Genomic DNA, 18,298 nt, shown 5'->3' with positions numbered 1-18,298 from the left:
CGGCCGCCCGCGCCCTCTGCAAGACTGCGAATCATGAGTGAGGGTTCGTTCAGCAGGGTCGGGGTCGTCGGACTGGGCACGATGGGCGCGGGCATCGCCGAGGTGCTGGCGCGCGGCGGCCTCGCGGTCGTGGGCGTCGAGGTGAACCAGGACGCGCTGGAACGCGGGCGCGGGCACCTGGAGCGCTCGACCGGGCGGGCCGTGAAGCGCGGCAAGCTCACCGCGGACGCGCAGCGCGAGATCCTCGGCCGGGTCGCGCTGACCACCGACTTCGCCGACCTCGGCGCGTGCGACCTGGTGATCGAGGCGGTGCCGGAGCGGCTCGACCTCAAGCGCAGGGTCTTCGCCGAGCTGGACAAGGTCTGCCGCGAGGACGCCGTCCTCGCCACGAACACCTCCTCGCTGTCGGTCACCGACATCGCGGTCACCACCGGCCGGCCCAGCAAGATCGTCGGCGTGCACTTCTTCAACCCGGCGCCGGTGATGAAGCTGGTCGAGGTCATCGCGACCGTGCTGACCGAGCCGGACGCCGTCGCCCGCGTCGCCGCCCTGGTCAAGGGCCTCGGCAAGACCCCGGTGACGATCGGCGACCGGGCCGGGTTCGTCGCCAACCGGCTGCTGTTCGGATACCTGAACCAGGCCGCCGGGATGCTGGAGTCCGGGCACGCGACCCGCGACGACATCGACACCGCGATGACGGCCGGCGCCGGGCTGCCGATGGGCCCCTTCACCCTCATGGACCTGATCGGCCTCGACACCTGCCTGGAGGTGCTCGACGCGATCTACGCCGAGTCGCGCGACCGCCGCCACGCCGCGTCCCCGGTGCTGCGCGAACTCGTCACCGCCGGGCTGCTCGGCCGCAAGACCGGCCGCGGCTTCTACTCCTACGACACGTCCGGGAGCGAGGAGCCCGCGGCGGCGGCCGGGGAGCCGCCGGTCGTCGGGATCGTCGGCGTCGGGCCGCTCGCCGACGCGCTCGCCGCGCTGTGCGACCGGGCGGGCGCGTCCGTCCGCGACTCCGCCGCCGACCTCGCCGGCTGCGACCTGGTCATCGAGGCCGCGGAGGACACCGAGGCCGCGCGGGCGCTGCTGTCCGCCGCCGCGCAGGCCGCCAAGCCGGACGCCGTGCTGGTCGTCACGTCGGTGGGCGGGTCGGTGATCGAGCAGGCCATGGCCACCGGACGTCCCGCCGACGTCGTCGGGGTGCACCTGCCCGACCCCGCCGGGACGCTCGCCGAGATCGCCGCGACGGTCGCGACCGGCCCGGACGTCGCCGACCGCGCCGCCGCCCTGCTCGCGGGCCTCGGGCTCACGACCGTCCGCTGCCGCGACCGCGCCGGGTTCATCGTGGACGCGCTGCGCTTCCCGTACCTGAACGACGCCGCCGCCATGCTCGGCGCCGGATACGCCGACCCCGACTCCATCGACGCCGCGATGACGCTCGGCTGCGGCTACCCGACCGGCCCGATCGCCGACCTCGACCGCCTCGGCCTGGACCGCGCCGTGACCGTCCTGCGCGCCCTGCACGCCGAGACGCGCGAGCCGGCGCTGGCCCCGGTACCGCTCCTCGTCGAGCACGTGACGGCCGGCAGCCCGCTGCGGTAACCGTCCTCCGGCCCCCGCCCGCCACCATTCAAAGGAATGGCTCCCGTCCGAATATCCTCGAAGCATGAGCCCCCGCAAGAACCGCCGTGCCGTTTCCGGACCCTCCCAGAAGGGCGGCGGCGGGTCGTGGGCGCAGGAGACCGAAGAGGGGCCGGACGGCGAGTGGATCGTCCGGACGATCGCGGGTGCCGGTTCGGGCAAGGCGTACCGGTGCCCCGGCTGCGACCAGGAGATCCCGCCGGGCGTCGGGCATCTCGTCGCCTGGCGGGCCGGCGAGGGCGGCGACGACCGGCGGCACTGGCACCGCCCGTGCTGGCAGGCCCGCACCCGGCGCGGCCCCCGCGTCCAGCGGTCGCGCAACGCCCCGCGCTACTGAGCCTTGCGCGACTGCCTTGCGTAACCGAGCCTTGCGACTAAGGAGACCGATGGCGGAGATCAGGGCGACGACGGTGCTGCCGGCGCGGCGCGAGGACATCGTGCTGCACACGTCCGACGGGCTGGAACTGGTCGGTGAGCTGGCGCTGCCGCCGGAGCGGCCGCCGGTCGCGACGCTGGTGTGCCTGCACCCGCTGCCGACGGCCGAGGGCATGATGGACAGCCACGTCCTGCGCAAGGCGTCCTACCGGCTGCCCGCCCTCGCCGACCTCGCCGTGCTGCGGTTCAACACGCGGGGGACGACGTCGGCGCGCGGCACGAGCGAGGGCGCGTTCGGCGAGGGCGAGACCGAGCGGTTCGACGTCGCGGCGGCGCTGGAGTACACCGAGTACCACGACCTGCCGCGGCCGTGGCTGCTCGGCTGGTCGTTCGGCACCGAGCTGGCGCTGAAGTGGGGCCGCGACCCGCTGGTGGAGGGCGCGATCCTGCTGTCCCCGCCGCTGAAGCGGGCGGACGACGCCGACCTGGACGCCTGGGCCGAGTTCGGCCGGCCCCTGGTCGCGCTCGTGCCGGAGTTCGACGACTACCTGCGCCCGGCCGAGGCGCGGGAGCGGTTCAAGCGCGTCCCGCAGGCCGAGGTCGTCGCGGTGGACAAGGCCAAGCACCTGTGGGTGGGCGAACCGTACGTCCGGGTCGTGCTGAACGAGATCGTCAAGCGGGTCGCGCCGGCCGCTCACCCGCTCCCCACCGAATGGGACGAACCGGACAGTTAGCCACATGCGGCCAGTCGCGGCCACTCCCGTCCCACCGGCTCCAGAGCGGGTAAGGATTCCCTTCGTGGACGCCGACCGGGAGGACCGCCCGTGACCGTGCAGCTGTACGCCAGGGACGTCGGCACCGGAACCCCGCTCGTCCTGCTGCACGCCTTCCCGCTCTCGTCGGCGATGTGGCTCGCCCAGCGGGAGGGGCTCGCCGGCCGCTTCCGCGTCATCACCCCCGACCTGCGCGGCTTCGGCGGGTCCGTGCTCGGCGACGACGAGCCCTCGGTCGACGCGATGGCCGACGACGTCGCCCGCGCCTGCCGCGCCGCCGGCGTGCGGCGCGCCGTCATCGGCGGCCTGTCCATGGGCGGGTACGTCGCGATGGCGCTGTGCCGCCGCTACCCCGACCTCGTCCTCGGGCTGGTGCTCGCCGCGACCCGCGCCGCCGCCGACACCGAGCAGGTCCGCGCGAACCGGCTCCGGCAGGCCGAGCGGCTCGACCTCGACGGCGGCCCGCAGGTGCTCGTGGACGAGGTGCTCCCCGGCCTCGTCGGGCCCACCACCTACCGGCAGCGCGCCCTCGTCTACGGGCGGGTGCGCGGCCTTGTCCAGGCGACGCCGCCGCGCGCCGCCGCGTGGGCGCAGCGCGCCATGGCCGGACGCCCCGACGCGTTCGACACGCTGCGCGGCGTGCGGGTGCCCGCCCTCGTCATGATCGGGGACGAGGACGCGCTCGCCACCGAGGCGGAGGCCCGCGCCATGGCGGACGCGCTGCCGAACGCCGAGCTGATGGTGGTCCCGCGCGCCGGGCACCTGTGCGCGATCGAGCAGCCGGACCTGTTCAACCAGGCGGTGGCCGAGTTCGCCGCCGCCCTGGCCCGCACCGCCCGCTGAACCGTCCCGCCGCGGGCCCGGCCGCGTTGCGGCGGCCCTACAGCGTCTCCTGGCGCGGCATGACGACCTCGCGGACCAGCAGCGAGATCGCCGCCGCCGTCGGGATCGCCAGCAGCGCGCCGACCACGCCGAGCAGCGCCGCGCCGACCAGCGCCGCCACGATCGTCACCGCCGGCTGCACGTCCACCGTCCGCTTCATCACGCGCGGGTAGACCAGGTAGTTCTCCACCTGCTGGTAGATCACGTAGAAGATCACGCAGGCGATCAGGTCGGTGGTGTCCCCGGTGAGGAACGCGACCAGGCACACGATCACCGCGCCGATCGTGGCGCCGATCAGCGGGATCAGGTCGGTCACCGCGACGATCAGCGCCAGCGCGAGCGCGTACTTCACCCCGAGGATCGACAGGAAGATGTACGAGCAGACGCCCGCGATGAACGCGATCGTGAACTGCCCGGCGACATAGCCGCCGATCCGGTCCAGGATCTCGTCGCCGAGCAGGGCGACGCGGGCGCGGCGGGAGCGCGGCGCGAGCTTGTAGAAGAACGTCTTGATCTGCGGCAGCGAGCTGAGGAAGTACAGCGTCAGGATCAGGATCGTGATCGTCTGGAAGATGCCGCTGATCGCGACCTTGCCGATGCCGGTGGCGGTGTCGGTGAGGCCCTTCTGGAAGCCCTCGCTGTTCACCGCCTTCTCGGCCCGGTCGAGCAGCCCGTAGCGCTTGTCCCACTCGGCGAGGGTCTTGTTGTCCTGGAGCTGCTCGACGTACTCGGGGATGTTGTGGCGCAGCTCGGTGACCTGCTCCGACACCGGCTGGACGAGCGAGGCGACGAACCCCGCGACGAACATGATCACGACGAGGAACACCGTCGCGACCGCGGCGCCGCGCGGGAACCCGAACTTGCGCAGCCGCTCGACCGCCGGATTCAGGCCGACCGCGAGGAACATCGCGACGAGGAGCATCACGAGGGTGGACTTGACGTTCGTGGCCGCCCGCACCAGCAGCCAGGCGGTGATGACGCCGAGCGCGGCGGTGAACCCGAACACGAACGGGTGGGCGCGGCCGAGCGGCTCCCCGGGCCGGCCGAACGGGAACCGGTGGTCGACGCCGGCCTCGCGGCGGCGCTGCTCGACGTCGTGCGCGGGGTCGGGCGCGTCCGGCCCGGCCGGGGCCTGCTCGGCGACCGTCACCGGCGCGGGCAGGTTGACCGGGGCGCCGGTCGCGGGGTCGCGCTCACCCACGGGCTCCGCGGCCTCCTCGGGCGTCAGCGCACCACTCGGGGCAACGCTGTCGCTGTCGTCGCTCTCCCGGTTCCCGCTCTCCCGGTTCTCGCTCTCGCTGTCGACGCTTTCGCTGTCGACGCTGTCGTCGGGGGGTGGGGTGGGGGCGGGGACGCGGGGGTCGCTCGCCGGCCGTCCCGTGCCGGGCGCCGCCTCCGGCTCGTCTTCGCGGGAGGTCTCGTCGGGCACGCCGCTCTCCTCTTTGTCCTCTGCCTCGCCGATGCGACGTGGTCACGCGGGGGTCATGGTTCAGGGCCGTCGGACCGACGTCCCACGGTGGTAAGACGGTCCCACGGTGGTAAGACGAAGGAAAGCCTAGAGGCGTTCTCTCCGCCTCTAGGCTTTCCTCGACGCCGTGCTCAGGAACTCACTCCTGCCACCAGTCCTCGTCGTCCTCCTCGGACTTCTTGGCCTGGGCCTGCTTGGCGGGCGCGGCCTTCGCGGCGGCCGGCTGCTGCTGCTTCGGCTGCTGCGCCGGGGCCGGCTTGGGCTCGGCCGCCGGGATCGCGGCCTTCTCCGGAGGCGCGGCCAGCTCGGGCTCGCCGCCCATCGTCGGCGCGACGCCGCCGATGAGCTGGCGCAGCTGGTTGAGGTGGCTGGTGATGCTGTCGCGCTGCCGGGTGAGCTCGTCGACCTGGCGCTGCGCCGCCGTCCGGACGCGGTCGGCCTCGGCCTTGGTCTCGGCGAGCAGCTGCTCGGCCTGCGCCTTGGCCTCGGCGATCACGTTGTCGGAGTTCTTGCGCGCGTTGGCCATCAGCTGCTTGGCGTGCGAGTCGGCCTCGCGCCGGGTCTGCTCGGCCTGCTGGGTCGCCTTCCCGGCCCGCTGCTCGGCGGACGCGGCCCGCTGCTCGGCCTCGGCGACCAGCTTCTGGGTGGCGGCCTGCGCGGCGGAGTGCCGCTCGGCGTCCTGCCGGTCGGCCTCCTCGCGGCGGGCGGCCAGCTGGATCTCGAACTCGGCCTCGGCCTGGGCGCGCTGGGCCTCGCTCTCCTCCAGGATGCGCTGGGCCTGCGCGCGCATCTCGTCGGCCTGCCGCTTGGCCGTGGTGAGGATCTCGTCGCGCTCGCGCTTGGTGGACGCGCGCAGCTGCGCGACCTCGCGCTCGGTGGTGGTGCGCAGCTTGGCGATCTCGCGCTCGGCGCCCGCCCGCTTCTCGGCGACCTCGTGGTCGGCGGTGGCGCGCAGCTTGGCGACCTCGCGCTCGGTGGTCGAGGTCAGCTCGTCGGCCTCGCGGTGGGCGGAGGTGCGCACCTCCTCGGCCTCGCGCTCGGCCGCGTTGCGCATGTCGTCGCCCTCGCGCTGGGCGTTGGCGCGCAGCTCGGCGGCGTCGTTCTCGGCGGTGGCGCGCTGCTCGGCGGCGTCGACCTTGGCCGCGGCCTTGATCTCGTTCGCCTCGGAGCGGGCGGCCTGCACGAGCTCGGTGGCCTGCTCCTCGGCGAGCCGGAGCAGCTGCTCGATGCGGGCGCCGAGACCGGAGTAGGTGGGACGTTCCTGCTCCTGCAGCTGGCGATGCGCGTCCGACAGCTCCCGCTGCAGGGCCTGGGTCTGCTCGCGGGTCTGCCGCACCTCGTTGTCGAGCTGCTTGATGTGCTCGTCGACCTGGTGCCGGTCGTAGCCGCGAAGCACCACGTCGAACTCGCGCGGGGGCGTGTCTTCAAAGAAGTTGCTGAGCTGGGCGTCGATGTCGGACTGCATGTGGCTCAATCCTGATGTGACGGGGCTACGGGTGGTTCCGGGGACCGGTTGAACGCCTGGCATGGACGGCGCAGTGCCCCAGGACCTCTTCCGGCGAATGAAGCGTACTCCGGACACTGCCGTGTTGGGGGCTCATCTTGACGCGCTGCGTGGAATGTCCGGTTTGTTGCTGTGTTCGGGCGTGGCGAGGGTGCCCAGGTACCTGGGGGGCAAATGCACCAGATGTGTCCGAACGGCTACAGAGCGGCGGTCAAGGGCCCGCCGCCGCCCGTGGTGATATCGAACACGTCACGATCCGATCGCGCCCCCGCCGCGCCCGGCCCGCGTGATCATTCGGCGTCGCGGCGCTTCTGCACGAGCTCCGTCAGCACGCCGTGGCAGTCCTTCGGGTGCAAAAAGTTGATCAAGGATCCCATGGAACCGTTGCGCGGCGCGTCGTACAGCACGCGCACGCCCTTGCCCGCGATGCCGGCCGCCTCGTCGGCGACGGTCCCGTCCGTCCCGAACGCGATGTGGTGGACGCCCTCGCCGTTCTTCGCCAGCCACTTGGCGACCGCCGAGTCCTCCCGGATCGGCTCGATCAGCTGCAGGTAGCTCGCCGCCCCGTCGCCGGTCTCGTTGATCTTGAGCATGCACTCCCGGACGCCCTGCTCCTCGTTCACCTCGAAGTGCGCGTCGGTGAAGCCGTAGGTGGCCTTGTAGAACTCCACGGTCGCGTCCAGGTCGTGACAGGCGATACCGATGTGGTCGATACGGGTCAGCATGGGCTTTCTCCCTACTAGGACGGCCAGGCGGGGGCGAACCGAACCGGTCGGCGTTCCCCTGGGTATGGTGGCAAACGTCGGCGCAGCACCACCTGGAGGGCCCCCACATGACCGCTACGTCCGTGATCGTCGCCGGTGCGCGCACCCCCGTCGGGCGCCTGCTGGGCTCGCTGAAGGACTTCTCCGCGGCCGACCTCGGCGCGCACGCGATCAAGGCGGCGCTGGAGCGGGCCGGGGTGGCCGGCGACCAGGTGCAGTACGTGATCCTCGGCCAGGTGCTCCAGGCCGGCGCGGGGCAGATCCCGTCCCGGCAGGCGGCGGTCAAGGCGGGCATCCCGATGAGCGTCCCGTCGATCACGATCAACAAGGTGTGCCTGTCCGGGCTGGACGCGATCGCGCTCGCCGACCAGCTCATCCGGGCCGGCGAGTTCGACATCGTCGTCGCGGGCGGCATGGAGTCGATGACCCAGGCCCCGCACCTGCTGCCGAAGTCGCGCGGCGGCTACAAGTACGGCTCCGTCGAGGTCCTCGACCACATGGCCTACGACGCGCTCACCGACGCCTTCGACGGCATCGCGATGGGCGAGTCGACCGAGCACCACAACGCCAAGCTCGGCATCTCCCGCGAGGAGCAGGACGAGTTCTCCGCGCGCTCCCACCAGCGCGCCGCCGCCGCCATCAAGAACGGCGTGTTCGACGACGAGATCGCGCCGGTCGAGATCCCGCAGCGCAAGGGCGACCCGATCGTGTTCGCCAAGGACGAGGGCGTCCGCGCCGACACCACCGCCGAGGGCCTGGCCCGGCTGCGCCCCGCCTTCAGCAAGGACGGCACGATCACCGCCGGCTCGTCCTCGCAGATCTCCGACGGCGCCGCCGCCGTCGTCGTGATGTCCAAGGCCAAGGCCGAGGAGCTGGGCCTGTCCTGGATCGCCGAGATCGGCGCGCACGGCAACGTCGCGGGCCCCGACAACTCGCTCCAGTCGCAGCCGTCCAACGCCATCAAGCACGCGCTCGGCAAGGCGGGCCTCACCGTCGACGACCTCGACCTCATCGAGATCAACGAGGCGTTCGCGTCCGTGGGCATCCAGTCGATGCGCGACCTCGGCGTCTCCGCCGAGAAGGTCAACGTCAACGGCGGCGCCATCGCGCTCGGCCACCCGGTCGGCATGTCCGGCGCCCGGATCGTCCTGCACCTCGCCTACGAGCTGAAGCGGCGCGGCGGCGGCACCGGCGCCGCGGGCCTCTGCGGCGGCGGCGGCCAGGGCGACGCGCTGCTCATTCGTGTTCCGACCCGAACCCTCGCCTAGCGGCTCGGAACCGGTCGGAACACTGGCGATCGCTGGCATCGCTCCGGCTCGCCTGGCGGCTCACTGCGCGATCAGTTCCTCGCAGGCTCGGAACTGCCTTCGGACGCGATCGCGATGGCCCGGCTTGTTGCGTGGCGAGGCCGGTGGCTGATGTTGGCTCCGCTCACTGTGCTTCGGGCGTGACGGTCACCGTCGTGAAGCCCAGCGCCTTGAGCATGTTCTCCAGCATGGTCTTGGTGTTGGCGTCCGCACGCTGCGCCAGGCCGCTCTGGCCTGCGGCGGTCTGGATCTTCTGGGCCGCGAGGACGTAGAGCTGCTGCTGGTTGTTCGGGTTGCTGCTGAAGAAGTCGCCGAAGCGGTCGATGAGGCCGCGTTCGGTGGCGTAGACGTAGCTGGTCTTCGGGTCGAGGTTCGTCTTCTCCAGTTGCGCGCGCGGGAGCGTGATGGTGGCGGCCGTCCGGTCCTCGTTGACCTTGACGGCGCCCGAGGCGAGCTTGGAGAAGTCGACGTAGGCGTCGACCGTGCCGTTCCCGACGAACAGCGTCCGCTTGCCGCGCAGCGAGCCGGGCAGGAACCTGGCGTCCTTCTCCAGGTCGACGATGACCTGGAAGCTCCCGCTCGCCGCCTCGTAGCGGTGCAGGTCGCGGATCGACTTCAGCAGGACGGGCCCGCTGCGGTCCTTCGTCTCCGTGCCGAACGGGTTCAGCCACCCCGGCAGGCCGCGCAGCGCCTGCTGCGCCAGCAGCACCAGGGCGACGGTCGCGACGACCAGCACGAGGGGGGTCACCAGGCCGCGCCGGGGAGCGCGGGACGGCGTGGGGGGTGCGTCGTTCTTCGGTTCCGCGTCGGCCATGCCCCTCACATTCCCGGCATTCCGTCCCTCCTATCCGGCGGCGCGGTGACGTCGGCGTGCTCCCCTGTGACGGCGGGTGTGATCAAGGCCATAGGAGCGGCCGAAACCCCGCGGCGCGATCGACCGTTGACGGGGCGTGGACATGATTCGTGTTTTCCGGTTCGTCTCCGTCGCGGAGGCGATCTCGTTCCTTCTCCTGCTGCTGGTCGCGATGCCGCTGAAGTACGGCGCGGACGCGCCGGTGGGCGTCCAGGTGATGGGGCCGCTGCACGGAGTCCTGTTCATCGCCTACGTGGGGCTGGTCTTCCTCGTCCGGGAGCAGCTCCAGTGGGACATCAAGCGCACGGTCCTGGCCTTGGGCGCCGCCGTACTGCCGGTCGCCCCGTTCTTCGTGGAACGCCACTGGGCCCGGCCCGTGACGCCCGCCGCCGAGCCGCAGCCGGCCGGGCGGGCCTGAAAGCTCCTGCGTGGCCGCGGCAGGCTGGGGGTGGCCGCCGCGGTCACGCAGGGGACGTCTCGCCTTCATGTGCGGTTGAGCTTCATGTGCGGTCGAGCGCGCGGCGGGACATCTCCGGCGCGCGGTGCTTCTTGGGCCGGGACGGGCGGAAGTCGTCCGGGCCGAGGGCGCAGTTCCGGTACTCGGTGAAGTGGCGGCGCAGCCACGCGCGGCGCCCGCGCTCGCTCAAGGACGCGAACCGGCGGGCCGCGCCGGTGTCGTCGATGGCCGGGAGATCGTCGCCGAGCAGCCACGCGTCGACCAGCGCCCGGTAGCCGCCGGGTGAGCCGGCCGTGCACAGGCCCGGGGCCCTGAGGGCGTGGCTGATCTGGCGGACGGCGCGCGCCGCGTATCCGGGGGAGAGGTCCTCGTCGAGGTGGACGAAGGCCGTGCCGCCCGCGACCTCGACCGGCGCCCAGCCGGGACGCTGCCGGACCGCCGTGAACGCGCCGGGGGTCCCGTTCAGCCGCGCGGCGAGGGGAACGGCCTCCGCGGTCAGCCGGGGAAGCGCGTCCCGCAGCGCCGGGTGCACGCAGACGACCAGCGGCCACCGCCGGCACACCGGCTCGGCGGGGGCCGCCCGGACCGCCGCGCTCCCGGAGTCGTGCAGGCCGAGCGTGGCGACGCCGGTCGCGGCGAGCGCGGCGGCCAGCGGCAGGACGAGCAGGTAGCGCCGCGTCGCCCACAGCACGTAGCCGAGGATCAGCGCGGCCGTCAGCCCCGCCGTCCAGCCGACCTGGTCGGCGAACACGCGGGGGCGCATGGCGGTGAACAGGTCGATGCGGGGGAACGCGGCCGGGGGGAGCAGGCTCCACCACGACACGCCGGGGATGCGCAGCGCCGCCCACATCGCCGTCGCGCCGAACGCCAGCGGCGCCGTCGCGCGGTGCGGGACGACGCGGCCCGTCAGGTAGCCGACGACGACGTGCAGGACGAGCGCGGTCGCGCCCGCGGCGACGCCCAGCGGCTGCGGGTGCCCGGCGCCGTCCCGCGCCAGCGTGACGGCGGCGGCGAGGCCCGCGATCGCGGCGTAGGAGACGAGGGCCGCCGAGGACAGCAGCAGCAGGTCGAACAGCACGCCCGTGGCGGGCGAGCGCGCGGTGAGGTCGCGCAGGTAGTCGAGCGGGCGCTCGCGGACCGCCGCCCACGCCGCCAGCGCGGCGGCGACGGGCCCGAGGAAGCGGACGGCGTTGACCAGTGCCACGACCGTGTTGTCCCAGTACGCGGCGGACGGCCGGAGCGCCGGAAGCGCCGCCGCCGTCCCGACCAGGGTGAGGACCGGCACCGCGACCAGCAGTGCCGTGCGACGGGCGTCCAGCCGGAGCACCCGCCCGAGGTCAGACACCGGTGGCGCTCCCTCCCGCCGGTGACGGGGCGGGCGGCCGCCGCGCCCGCAGGCCGGTGAACTGCGGCAGCGGGAGCCGCGGCAGCGGCGACCGGCCGGGCCGGCGCGCCGGCGGGCCCGGCCGCGCGCCGCGCGGGGCGGGCCGGGCGTCGCGGCGCCGGGTCATCGCGCCGACCGCCGGGCGCGGCGGCCGGTCGGCGCCCTGCCGCCCGGGGCCGCCCGCGTCCTGCGGGTCGGCCGCGTCCTGCGGGCCGGCCGGGCCGGCCGGGCCGGCCGCGCGCCGGTCGGCGGCGGACCGGCCGCGCCGCGCGCCGGCCGAGTGCGTGGGGTGCTCGGTCAGCCGGCCGCGGGCCAGCGTGAAGAGGCGGTCGCACCAGCCGTTGAGCGTGTCGGTGGCGTCGGCGGTGACCACCACCGCCGGGGCCAGCGAGCGCAGCACCGGGATCAGCTCGGCCATCGCGGCGGTCAGCACGGACCGGCCGGGGCCGTCGGCGCCGGTGGGCCACGGCTCGGCGGCGGCGCACAGCGTGCCGAACGGGTCGTCCAGCAGCACGACCGGGGGCTCGTGGACGCACGCGGCGGCGAGCCCGGCGCGCAGCCGGACGTCCGGCGGCAGCAGGGCCAGCTCCGTCCCGGCGGCGTCGGCGAGGTCGAGCCGCTTCAGCATGGAGCGCGCGGCGGACGCGCTCGTGCGCTTGTAGTACGCCGCGTAGGCGACGAACTCGCCGGCCGTCATGTTCTCGGCGCGGGAGAAGCGGGCCGGCAGGTAGCCGATCCCGGCCCGCGCGGCCCGCAGCCCGGCGGCGTTCGATATGTCATGTCCCAGAATGCGCAGCAGGCCGGCATTCGGCCTGCGCAAGGTCGCGAACGTGGCCAGCAGAGTGGATTTACCGGCACCAGGTGGACCGGCAAGGCCGACCACGCCTTCGGACACGCCGAAGGTCACCGGGCGCAGGAGCCACCGCCCCCCGCGGCGGACACCCATTCCTCGGGCCACGATCACGGAATGCTCCGCGATCACAAGTGTTTCCCCCCGTAGCTCGCCATGCGGTCGCGGCGGCGGCACGGGCGCTCCGGTGGCCACGGGTCCCCCAACCCGCCACGCGGTGCCCGCCGAGACCGGCCCCGCCGTCCGGCGGGTCCGGCCGCTTTTGCCGAGCCGCGATGCATCGACATCGTGACTATAACCGGGCTTGGTGATGCCTGTCAGCAATCTTTTTGCCTTTACAGCAGCACGCCTGGATTCTTTGCCCGCCGCGTCGAACTGGCGAATTCCAGAAAGGCGGACAATTGCCGATTTACCCCATCGGGCGGGACGGGCGGGGCGGCCGTGGGCGGTGCCGCGCGGCGGGGGCCGCTCCGCTCAGGGCGTACGGGCGCACAGCCGGGTGCGCTCATGGGGCAGGATGGACCCATGCCTTCTCGGGACTTTTCGTTGCACGGGGCCATCGACCTGGGGGCGCGCCAGGCGGCCACAAGGAAGCAGCAGGAACGCCGCGCCCAGGGCGGCGGCGCGCCGGCGGACCCGGGCGGCGCCGCCGGGCAGTACGTCGTGGACGTCACCGACCAGACGTTCAACACCGAGGTCGTGGAGCGGTCGCAGTCCGTCCCCGTCCTCGTCGACTTCTGGGCCGAGTGGTGCGGCCCCTGCAAGCAGCTCGGGCCGATCCTGGAGAAGCTCGCCGCCGAGGCGGCCGGCACGTGGGTGCTCGCGAAGGTCGACATCGACGCCAACCCGCAGCTCGCCGCCTACATGCAGCAGATGGGCGTGCGCGGCATCCCGTTCGTGGCGGCCGTCGTCGCCGGGCAGCTGCTGCCGTTCCTGAACGGCGCCGCGCCCGAGCCGCAGGTGCGCCAGGCCATCGACCAGCTCTTCGACGCGCTGCGCAAGGAGGGCATCCTGCCGGACGCCCCGGAGGGCGAGCAGCAGCCCGCCGCCGACGCGGGCGAGGCCCCGGCCGGCGACCCGGTGTACGCCGAGGCCGAGGACGCCCTGCAGCGCGGCGACCTGCCCACCGCCAAGGCCGCGTTCGAGCGGATCCTGGCCGACGACCCCAGGGACGGCCAGGCCAAGCAGGGCCTCGCCCTGGTCGAGCTGAGCCTGCGGGTCGGCTCGCTGGACCCCGACCGCGTCCTCCAGGAGGCCGCCGAGAAGCCCGGCGACGTCCAGGCCCAGATCAGCGCGTCCGACGTGGAGATGATGTCCGGCCGCATCGACGCGGCGTTCGACCGGCTCGTGGCCGCGGTGCGCGTCAGCGCGGGCGACGACCGCGACGCGGTGCGCAAGCACCTGCTGTCGCTGTTCGACCTGCTGCCGCCGGAGGACCCGCGCATCGGCAAGGCCCGCCGCGGCCTCCAGTCGGCCCTGTTCTAGGTAGTGCCGTTCTGAGCAGCCCTGTTGGGTGCTGGTCGGGGAGGGAACGAGCCGGGGCGATCGGGACACCGCGCCGTGATGTTGCGCGTATGCTCGATGCGTCGACCGCGCCCGGACGGCCCGGGTGCACCACTTCCACGGGCCGCCCCCGCCGATCCGCGCCCCCTCGGGCATGCCGTCCCGGGCGATCGGGCGGCGCGCGCGGGACGAGAACAACCCAGAGCAGCTAGGGAGCAGTCGTCGTGGCGAGCGTGCCGAGCGTGTCGTACTCCATCACCGTCCGGCTGGAGGTCCCGGCCGGCGGCCGGGCCGTCAGCCAGATCACCCACGTGGTCGAGAACGCCGGCGGCATCGTCACGGCCCTCGACGTCAACACCGCCGGCCACGAGACGCTGCGCATCGACGTGACGATCGCCACCCGCGACACCCAGCACGCCGAGGCGATCGCCGGGGCGCTGGAGGGCATCGAGTCCGTCAAGATCCACAAGGTCAGCGACCGGACCTTCCTCATGCACCTCGGCGGCAAGATAGAGATGCAGTCGAAGGTGCCGCTGCGCAACCGCGACGAGCTGTCGATGGCCTACACGCCGGGCGTCGCGCGGGTGTCGCTCGCCATCGCCCGCAACCCCGAGGACGTCCGCCGGCTGACCATAAAGCGCAACAGCGTCGCCGTCGTCACCGACGGGTCGGCGGTGCTCGGCCTCGGCAACATCGGGCCGGAGGCCGCGCTGCCGGTCATGGAGGGCAAGGCGGCGCTGTTCAAGCGGTTCGCCGGGATCGACGCGTGGCCGATCTGCCTCGACACGCAGGACACCGACGAGATCGTCCGGACCGTCCAGATCCTCGCCCCCGCGTTCGGCGGCATCAACCTGGAGGACATCTCCGCGCCGCGCTGCTTCGAGGTCGAGGCCCGGCTGCGCGAGCTGCTCGACATCCCCGTCTTCCACGACGACCAGCACGGCACGGCGATCTGCGTGCTGGCCGCGCTGCGCAACGCGCTGCGCGTCGTCGGCAAGGAGATCGGCTCGGTGCGCATCACGATGGCGGGCGCGGGCGCGGCCGGCACCGCGATCCTGAAACTGCTGATGCACGCGGGGGCCCGCGACCTGATCGTGTGCGACTACCGCGGCGCCGTCCACAAGGGCCGCGACGACCTGGACGACTCGCTCCGCTGGATCGCCGAGCACACCAACGCGGCGGGCTACGCGGGCGACCTGCGCGGCGCCGTCAAGGACGCCGACGTCTTCATCGGCGTCTCCGCCCCCGGCATCCTGACCGGCGACGACATCGCCACGATGAACGACGGCGCGATCGTGTTCGCGCTCGCCAACCCCGAGCCCGAGGTCTCCCCGGACGAGGCGCGCGAGCACGCCGCCGTCGTCGCGACCGGGCGCAGCGACTACCCGAACCAGATCAACAACGTGCTGGCGTTCCCCGGCGTCTTCCGCGGCCTGCTGGACGCCCAGGCCGACGGCGTCACGCTCGACATGCTGGCCGCCGCGGCCGCGGCGCTCGCCGAGGTCGTCACGCCGGAGGAGATCGGCCCCAACTACATCGTGCCGAGCGTCTTCCACCCGGACGTGGCCACCCGCGTCGCGGGCGCCGTCCGGGAGGCGGCCGGCGGCCGTCCCCGCACCGAGGCGTAGGGCCCGGCCGGGCGCCGGGTCAGGAGTCCTTCTTACCGGCGAAGATCCGCTCCCGGCGGCGGGGCCAGATGCCGCCGTACCAGAAGATGATCGCGCCGGTGAGGATGATGCCGACGCCGGTCGCGGCCCGTGCCCACAGCACGGTGTCGGGGCCGGTGTGCGGCAGGTTGCCCGGCGGCGTCTCGGACGGCGCGGCACCCGCCTTCTTGCAGTTCGCCCGCACGGCCTTGGTCTCGATGCGCTTGTTGGCCCAGGTGACGGCGAGGTCGGTGCGGCGGTCCTCGCGCAGCTTCACCGAGATCGTCCGGGTGTTGCCGGGCGCGATCTGGCCGGGGACCGCGGCGCCGCCGTCGTCACGCTCGACGGAGAAGTCCTCGGTCTTCGTCCCGGCGTTGCGGACCTTGACGTGCACGGTCCGCGCCGGGCAGGAGACCGCGCCGATGTCGGCGGTCACCGGCCGGGCGGGCTGCTTCGCCGTCCCTGACCTGGTGGGCTTCGGCGTGCCCGGCGACGACGAGGACGACGCGGACGGGCTGGGGCTCGCGGACGCGCTGGACGCCGAGGGCGACGCCGAGCCGTCCGACTTGAACACCGCCTGGATGGTGATCAGTGCTCCGAGGACGGCGAACACGGCCGCGATGATGACCCTGGGCAACTGCATGTCGCTGTCCTCCCGGCGCGCACCAAGCGGATGGCCGATGATCCTAGATCATTCTTAACCCAGGACCTTGTGGTGCCGATATCCCCATCGATAGGAATGCGTAACAGGCTAACGAGCGGGGAGGCGTGCCGCCGGAGGTCCGGGCAACGCATGATGGAACCCATGGAAGACGGCATCAGGGTGGGGCTCCTGCTGGTGGCGACGCCTCAGCTGGAGGATCCGAACTTCAGGCGGAGCGTCGTCCTGCTGGTCGAGCACGACATCGGCGGAGGTACGCTCGGCGTTGTCCTCAACCGGCCGACCGAGGTTCCCCTGGACCGCGTCCTCCCGCCGTGGGCCGGGCTCGCCACCGGTCCCGCCGTGGTGTTCCAGGGCGGTCCCGTCGCGCTGGAGCACCCGCTCGCCCTCGCCCGTCTTCCCGGTGAGGACGAGCCGCTCGGCTGGCGGGCGCTCGACGGCGGCACCGAGGTCGCGCGGGTCGGGGTGGTCGACCTGGAGGCCCCGCCCGGGCTGCTGGCGGCCGAGCTGCTGCAGCTGCGGGTGTTCGCCGGCTACGCGGGGTGGTCGGCGGGGCAGCTGCGCGGGGAGGTCGAGGACGGCTCCTGGTACCTGGTGCCGGCGGAGGCGGGGGACGTGTTCGCCGGCCGTCCCGACCGGCTCTGGCAGGACGTTCTTCGCAGGCAGGGCGGCGATCTCGCGTTCGTCTCCACTTTTCCCGACGACCCCACACTGAACTAAGGTGAACGACGTGAGTACGAAGATCCTTCCCGAGAGCGACACCCAGCAGGACGTACGGCCGGACCTCTCGCACGGTGACGGCGACCACGAGCGGTTCGCCCACTACGTGAAGAAGCAGAAGATCACCGAGAGCGCGGTGACCGGCACGCCGGTGATCGCGCTGTGCGGCAAGGTCTGGGTGCCGAACCGGGATCCGAAGAAGTACCCCGTCTGCCCGGAGTGCAAGGAGATCTACGAGTCGATGAAGCCGGGCGGCGAGGGCGGCAAGGGCGAGTGACCCGCCGCTGAGACGCGGCGGCCGCGCACCGCCCATGCCGGGCTGCGCGCTTTCCGGGTCCCGCGGCGGGGGATGCCGCGGGGCCCGACGCATGTGACATACGGGGTTTCGACCTACGGGGGATGAATGCGGCGGATGGCCGGGGTTTCGCTGTGCGCACTGTCGATTACGGTGTGCGCCGTTCCGGGTGCGGTGGGTGAGCGGGGGCGGGCCGCGCCGGTCGCCGCTCGTGGCGGCGGGGGAACGGTACGCGCCGACGGGGCGGCGGCGCGCGATGACGGGGCGGCGGCGCGCGATGACGGGTGCGTCCGCCGCTCGAACGCCCGGACGGCGCGCCCCCGCGACCGGGCCGACCTCGGCCGCGACCAGGTGGTGGCCATGCTCACCGATCTGCGCCGCACGCTCCTCGACCGGTTCGGGACGTCCGACGAGCGGCGCCTCGACGCGTCCCGGCGCGCGGCGAAGCGGCTCGTCGTCCCGGTGCGGTTCCACGTCGTCCACAGCGGGCCGTACGGGCGGCTCTCGAAGAGCACGGCCCGGCGGCAGGTCGCGACGCTGAACGCCGCGTACGGCGGCAAGACGGGCGGCGCCGACACGCGCGTGCGGTTCCGCCTGGCCTCCTTCGACCGCGTCGACAGCGCCGCCTGGTTCCAGCACCCCGACCGCTACGAGCAGCCGATGAAGAAGCGCCTGCACAAGGGCGGTCGCGGCACCCTCAACGTCTACACGGCGGCCGTCGGGTCGGAGGTCCTCGGCTTCTCGACGTTCCCCCAGTGGTACCGGCGCGCCCCGCGCATGGACGGCGTCGTCATCGACTACCGCAGCATGCCCGGCGGGTCGTACCAGGGCTTCGACCGCGGGTACACGGCCGTCCACGAGATCGGGCACTGGCTCGGCCTGCTGCACACGTTCGAGGGCGGCTGCGTCCCGCCGGGCGACGGGGTGGCCGACACCCCGTACGAGGCGGAGCCGGCGAACGGCTGCCCGCACTACCGCGACACCTGCCCGCAGCGCGGCCGCGATCCGGTCCACAATTTCATGGACTACGCCCAGGACGCCTGCATGCGCGCCTTCACCGCAGGTCAGGGCCGCCGTATCCGGTCCTCGTGGGCCGCCTACCGGTCGAAGCGGCACGGCCGCCACCGTGTGGATCTCGGCACACGTGCGGCGGGCGCGGCACGATCTGTCGGTGGTCCTCGGTAGCCTTCAGAGACCGTGAGCACCTTCGCC

At 73.2% G+C, this 18,298-nt stretch carries 18 protein-coding genes; 11 read left to right on the top strand and 7 right to left on the bottom strand.

Going from position 1 to position 18,298, the window contains the following annotated elements:
* Positions 1–33: 33 nt before the first annotated feature.
* The 4 genes from HUT06_RS35805 to HUT06_RS35790 all read left to right on the top strand — a co-directional run bounded on the left by HUT06_RS35805 (position 34) and on the right by HUT06_RS35790 (position 3,635).
* On the top strand, positions 34–1,605 hold the full coding sequence (locus HUT06_RS35805; protein WP_176199760.1) for a 3-hydroxyacyl-CoA dehydrogenase family protein: 1,572 nt from the start codon (positions 34–36) through the stop codon (positions 1,603–1,605).
* A 64-nt stretch (positions 1,606–1,669) separates the two neighbouring features.
* A complete protein-coding gene (locus HUT06_RS35800) occupies positions 1,670–1,981 on the top strand; it encodes an ATP/GTP-binding protein (protein ID WP_176199759.1) in 312 nt (103 codons plus the stop codon).
* A gap of 49 nt (positions 1,982–2,030) precedes the next feature.
* A complete protein-coding gene (locus tag HUT06_RS35795) occupies positions 2,031–2,753 on the top strand; it encodes an alpha/beta hydrolase (RefSeq protein ID WP_176199758.1) in 723 nt (240 codons plus the stop codon).
* 90 nt (positions 2,754–2,843) lie between these two features.
* Positions 2,844–3,635: an alpha/beta fold hydrolase gene (locus HUT06_RS35790; RefSeq protein ID WP_176199757.1), complete on the top strand. Its 792-nt coding sequence runs from the start codon at positions 2,844–2,846 to the stop codon at positions 3,633–3,635.
* A 37-nt stretch (positions 3,636–3,672) separates the two neighbouring features.
* On the opposite strand, the gene HUT06_RS35785 is transcribed toward HUT06_RS35790, so the two are convergent.
* The 3 genes from HUT06_RS35785 to mce form a co-directional block, all read right to left on the bottom strand.
* Complete coding sequence (locus HUT06_RS35785; RefSeq protein WP_254715557.1) at positions 3,673–5,103, bottom strand: AI-2E family transporter; 1,431 nt, start codon at positions 5,101–5,103, stop codon at positions 3,673–3,675.
* Between the two features lie 178 nt (positions 5,104–5,281).
* The gene (locus tag HUT06_RS35780) at positions 5,282–6,607 is read right to left on the bottom strand and encodes a DivIVA domain-containing protein (protein ID WP_176199756.1); all 1,326 of its coding nucleotides are present in this window, start codon (positions 6,605–6,607) and stop codon (positions 5,282–5,284) included.
* A gap of 329 nt (positions 6,608–6,936) precedes the next feature.
* Positions 6,937–7,371, bottom strand: coding sequence for a methylmalonyl-CoA epimerase (gene mce, locus HUT06_RS35775; RefSeq protein ID WP_138641696.1), 435 nt, complete (start codon positions 7,369–7,371; stop codon positions 6,937–6,939).
* 107 nt (positions 7,372–7,478) lie between these two features.
* On the opposite strand from mce, the gene HUT06_RS35770 reads away from it, so the two are divergent.
* Positions 7,479–8,678 (top strand): acetyl-CoA C-acetyltransferase, encoded by a 1,200-nt coding sequence (locus tag HUT06_RS35770; RefSeq protein WP_176199755.1) that lies wholly within the window; start codon positions 7,479–7,481, stop codon positions 8,676–8,678.
* Between the two features lie 163 nt (positions 8,679–8,841).
* On the opposite strand, the gene HUT06_RS35765 is transcribed toward HUT06_RS35770, so the two are convergent.
* The gene (locus HUT06_RS35765) at positions 8,842–9,531 is read right to left on the bottom strand and encodes a DUF4230 domain-containing protein (protein ID WP_176199754.1); all 690 of its coding nucleotides are present in this window, start codon (positions 9,529–9,531) and stop codon (positions 8,842–8,844) included.
* A 142-nt stretch (positions 9,532–9,673) separates the two neighbouring features.
* Here HUT06_RS35765 and HUT06_RS35760 point away from each other — a divergent pair, with 142 nt between their 5' ends.
* The gene (locus HUT06_RS35760; protein WP_176199753.1) at positions 9,674–9,988 is read left to right on the top strand and encodes a DUF3817 domain-containing protein; all 315 of its coding nucleotides are present in this window, start codon (positions 9,674–9,676) and stop codon (positions 9,986–9,988) included.
* A gap of 82 nt (positions 9,989–10,070) precedes the next feature.
* On the opposite strand, the gene HUT06_RS35755 is transcribed toward HUT06_RS35760, so the two are convergent.
* Together HUT06_RS35755 and HUT06_RS35750 are read right to left on the bottom strand one after the other, a co-directional pair.
* The gene (locus HUT06_RS35755; protein ID WP_176199752.1) at positions 10,071–11,372 is read right to left on the bottom strand and encodes a hypothetical protein; all 1,302 of its coding nucleotides are present in this window, start codon (positions 11,370–11,372) and stop codon (positions 10,071–10,073) included.
* Positions 11,365–12,357 (bottom strand): ATP-binding cassette domain-containing protein, encoded by a 993-nt coding sequence (locus HUT06_RS35750; RefSeq protein ID WP_254715556.1) that lies wholly within the window; start codon positions 12,355–12,357, stop codon positions 11,365–11,367. The genes HUT06_RS35755 and HUT06_RS35750 overlap by 8 nt, the downstream gene beginning before the upstream one ends.
* Before the next feature lie 450 nt (positions 12,358–12,807).
* Here HUT06_RS35750 and HUT06_RS35745 point away from each other — a divergent pair, with 450 nt between their 5' ends.
* Entirely contained in the window at positions 12,808–13,746 is a 939-nt protein-coding gene (locus tag HUT06_RS35745) for a tetratricopeptide repeat protein (RefSeq protein ID WP_217711595.1), read from the top strand.
* Positions 13,747–13,988: 242 nt separating this feature from the next.
* Positions 13,989–15,392 (top strand): NAD-dependent malic enzyme, encoded by a 1,404-nt coding sequence (locus tag HUT06_RS35740; RefSeq protein WP_176199750.1) that lies wholly within the window; start codon positions 13,989–13,991, stop codon positions 15,390–15,392.
* Positions 15,393–15,411: 19 nt separating this feature from the next.
* On the opposite strand, the gene HUT06_RS35735 is transcribed toward HUT06_RS35740, so the two are convergent.
* The gene (locus HUT06_RS35735) at positions 15,412–16,053 is read right to left on the bottom strand and encodes a hypothetical protein (RefSeq protein WP_176199749.1); all 642 of its coding nucleotides are present in this window, start codon (positions 16,051–16,053) and stop codon (positions 15,412–15,414) included.
* Positions 16,054–16,215: 162 nt separating this feature from the next.
* Here HUT06_RS35735 and HUT06_RS35730 point away from each other — a divergent pair, with 162 nt between their 5' ends.
* The 3 genes from HUT06_RS35730 (at position 16,216) to HUT06_RS35720 (ending at position 18,271) form a co-directional block, all read left to right on the top strand.
* Complete coding sequence (locus HUT06_RS35730; protein WP_176199748.1) at positions 16,216–16,791, top strand: YqgE/AlgH family protein; 576 nt, start codon at positions 16,216–16,218, stop codon at positions 16,789–16,791.
* A gap of 10 nt (positions 16,792–16,801) precedes the next feature.
* Positions 16,802–17,068 carry a DUF3039 domain-containing protein gene (locus tag HUT06_RS35725; RefSeq protein WP_176199747.1) on the top strand — a complete coding sequence of 89 codons (267 nt, stop codon included), beginning with the start codon at positions 16,802–16,804 and terminating at the stop codon, positions 17,066–17,068.
* A 192-nt stretch (positions 17,069–17,260) separates the two neighbouring features.
* Positions 17,261–18,271, top strand: a complete 1,011-nt coding sequence (locus HUT06_RS35720) for a zinc metalloprotease (protein WP_254715555.1) — start codon at positions 17,261–17,263, stop codon at positions 18,269–18,271.
* The last annotated feature ends 27 nt before the right edge of the window (positions 18,272–18,298 follow it).

This window comes from Actinomadura sp. NAK00032 (genome assembly GCF_013364275.1).
Classification (GTDB): domain Bacteria; phylum Actinomycetota; class Actinomycetes; order Streptosporangiales; family Streptosporangiaceae; genus Spirillospora.
The sequence above is the reverse complement of the archived record's forward strand: the minus strand, read 5'-3'. Positions and strand labels throughout refer to the sequence as shown.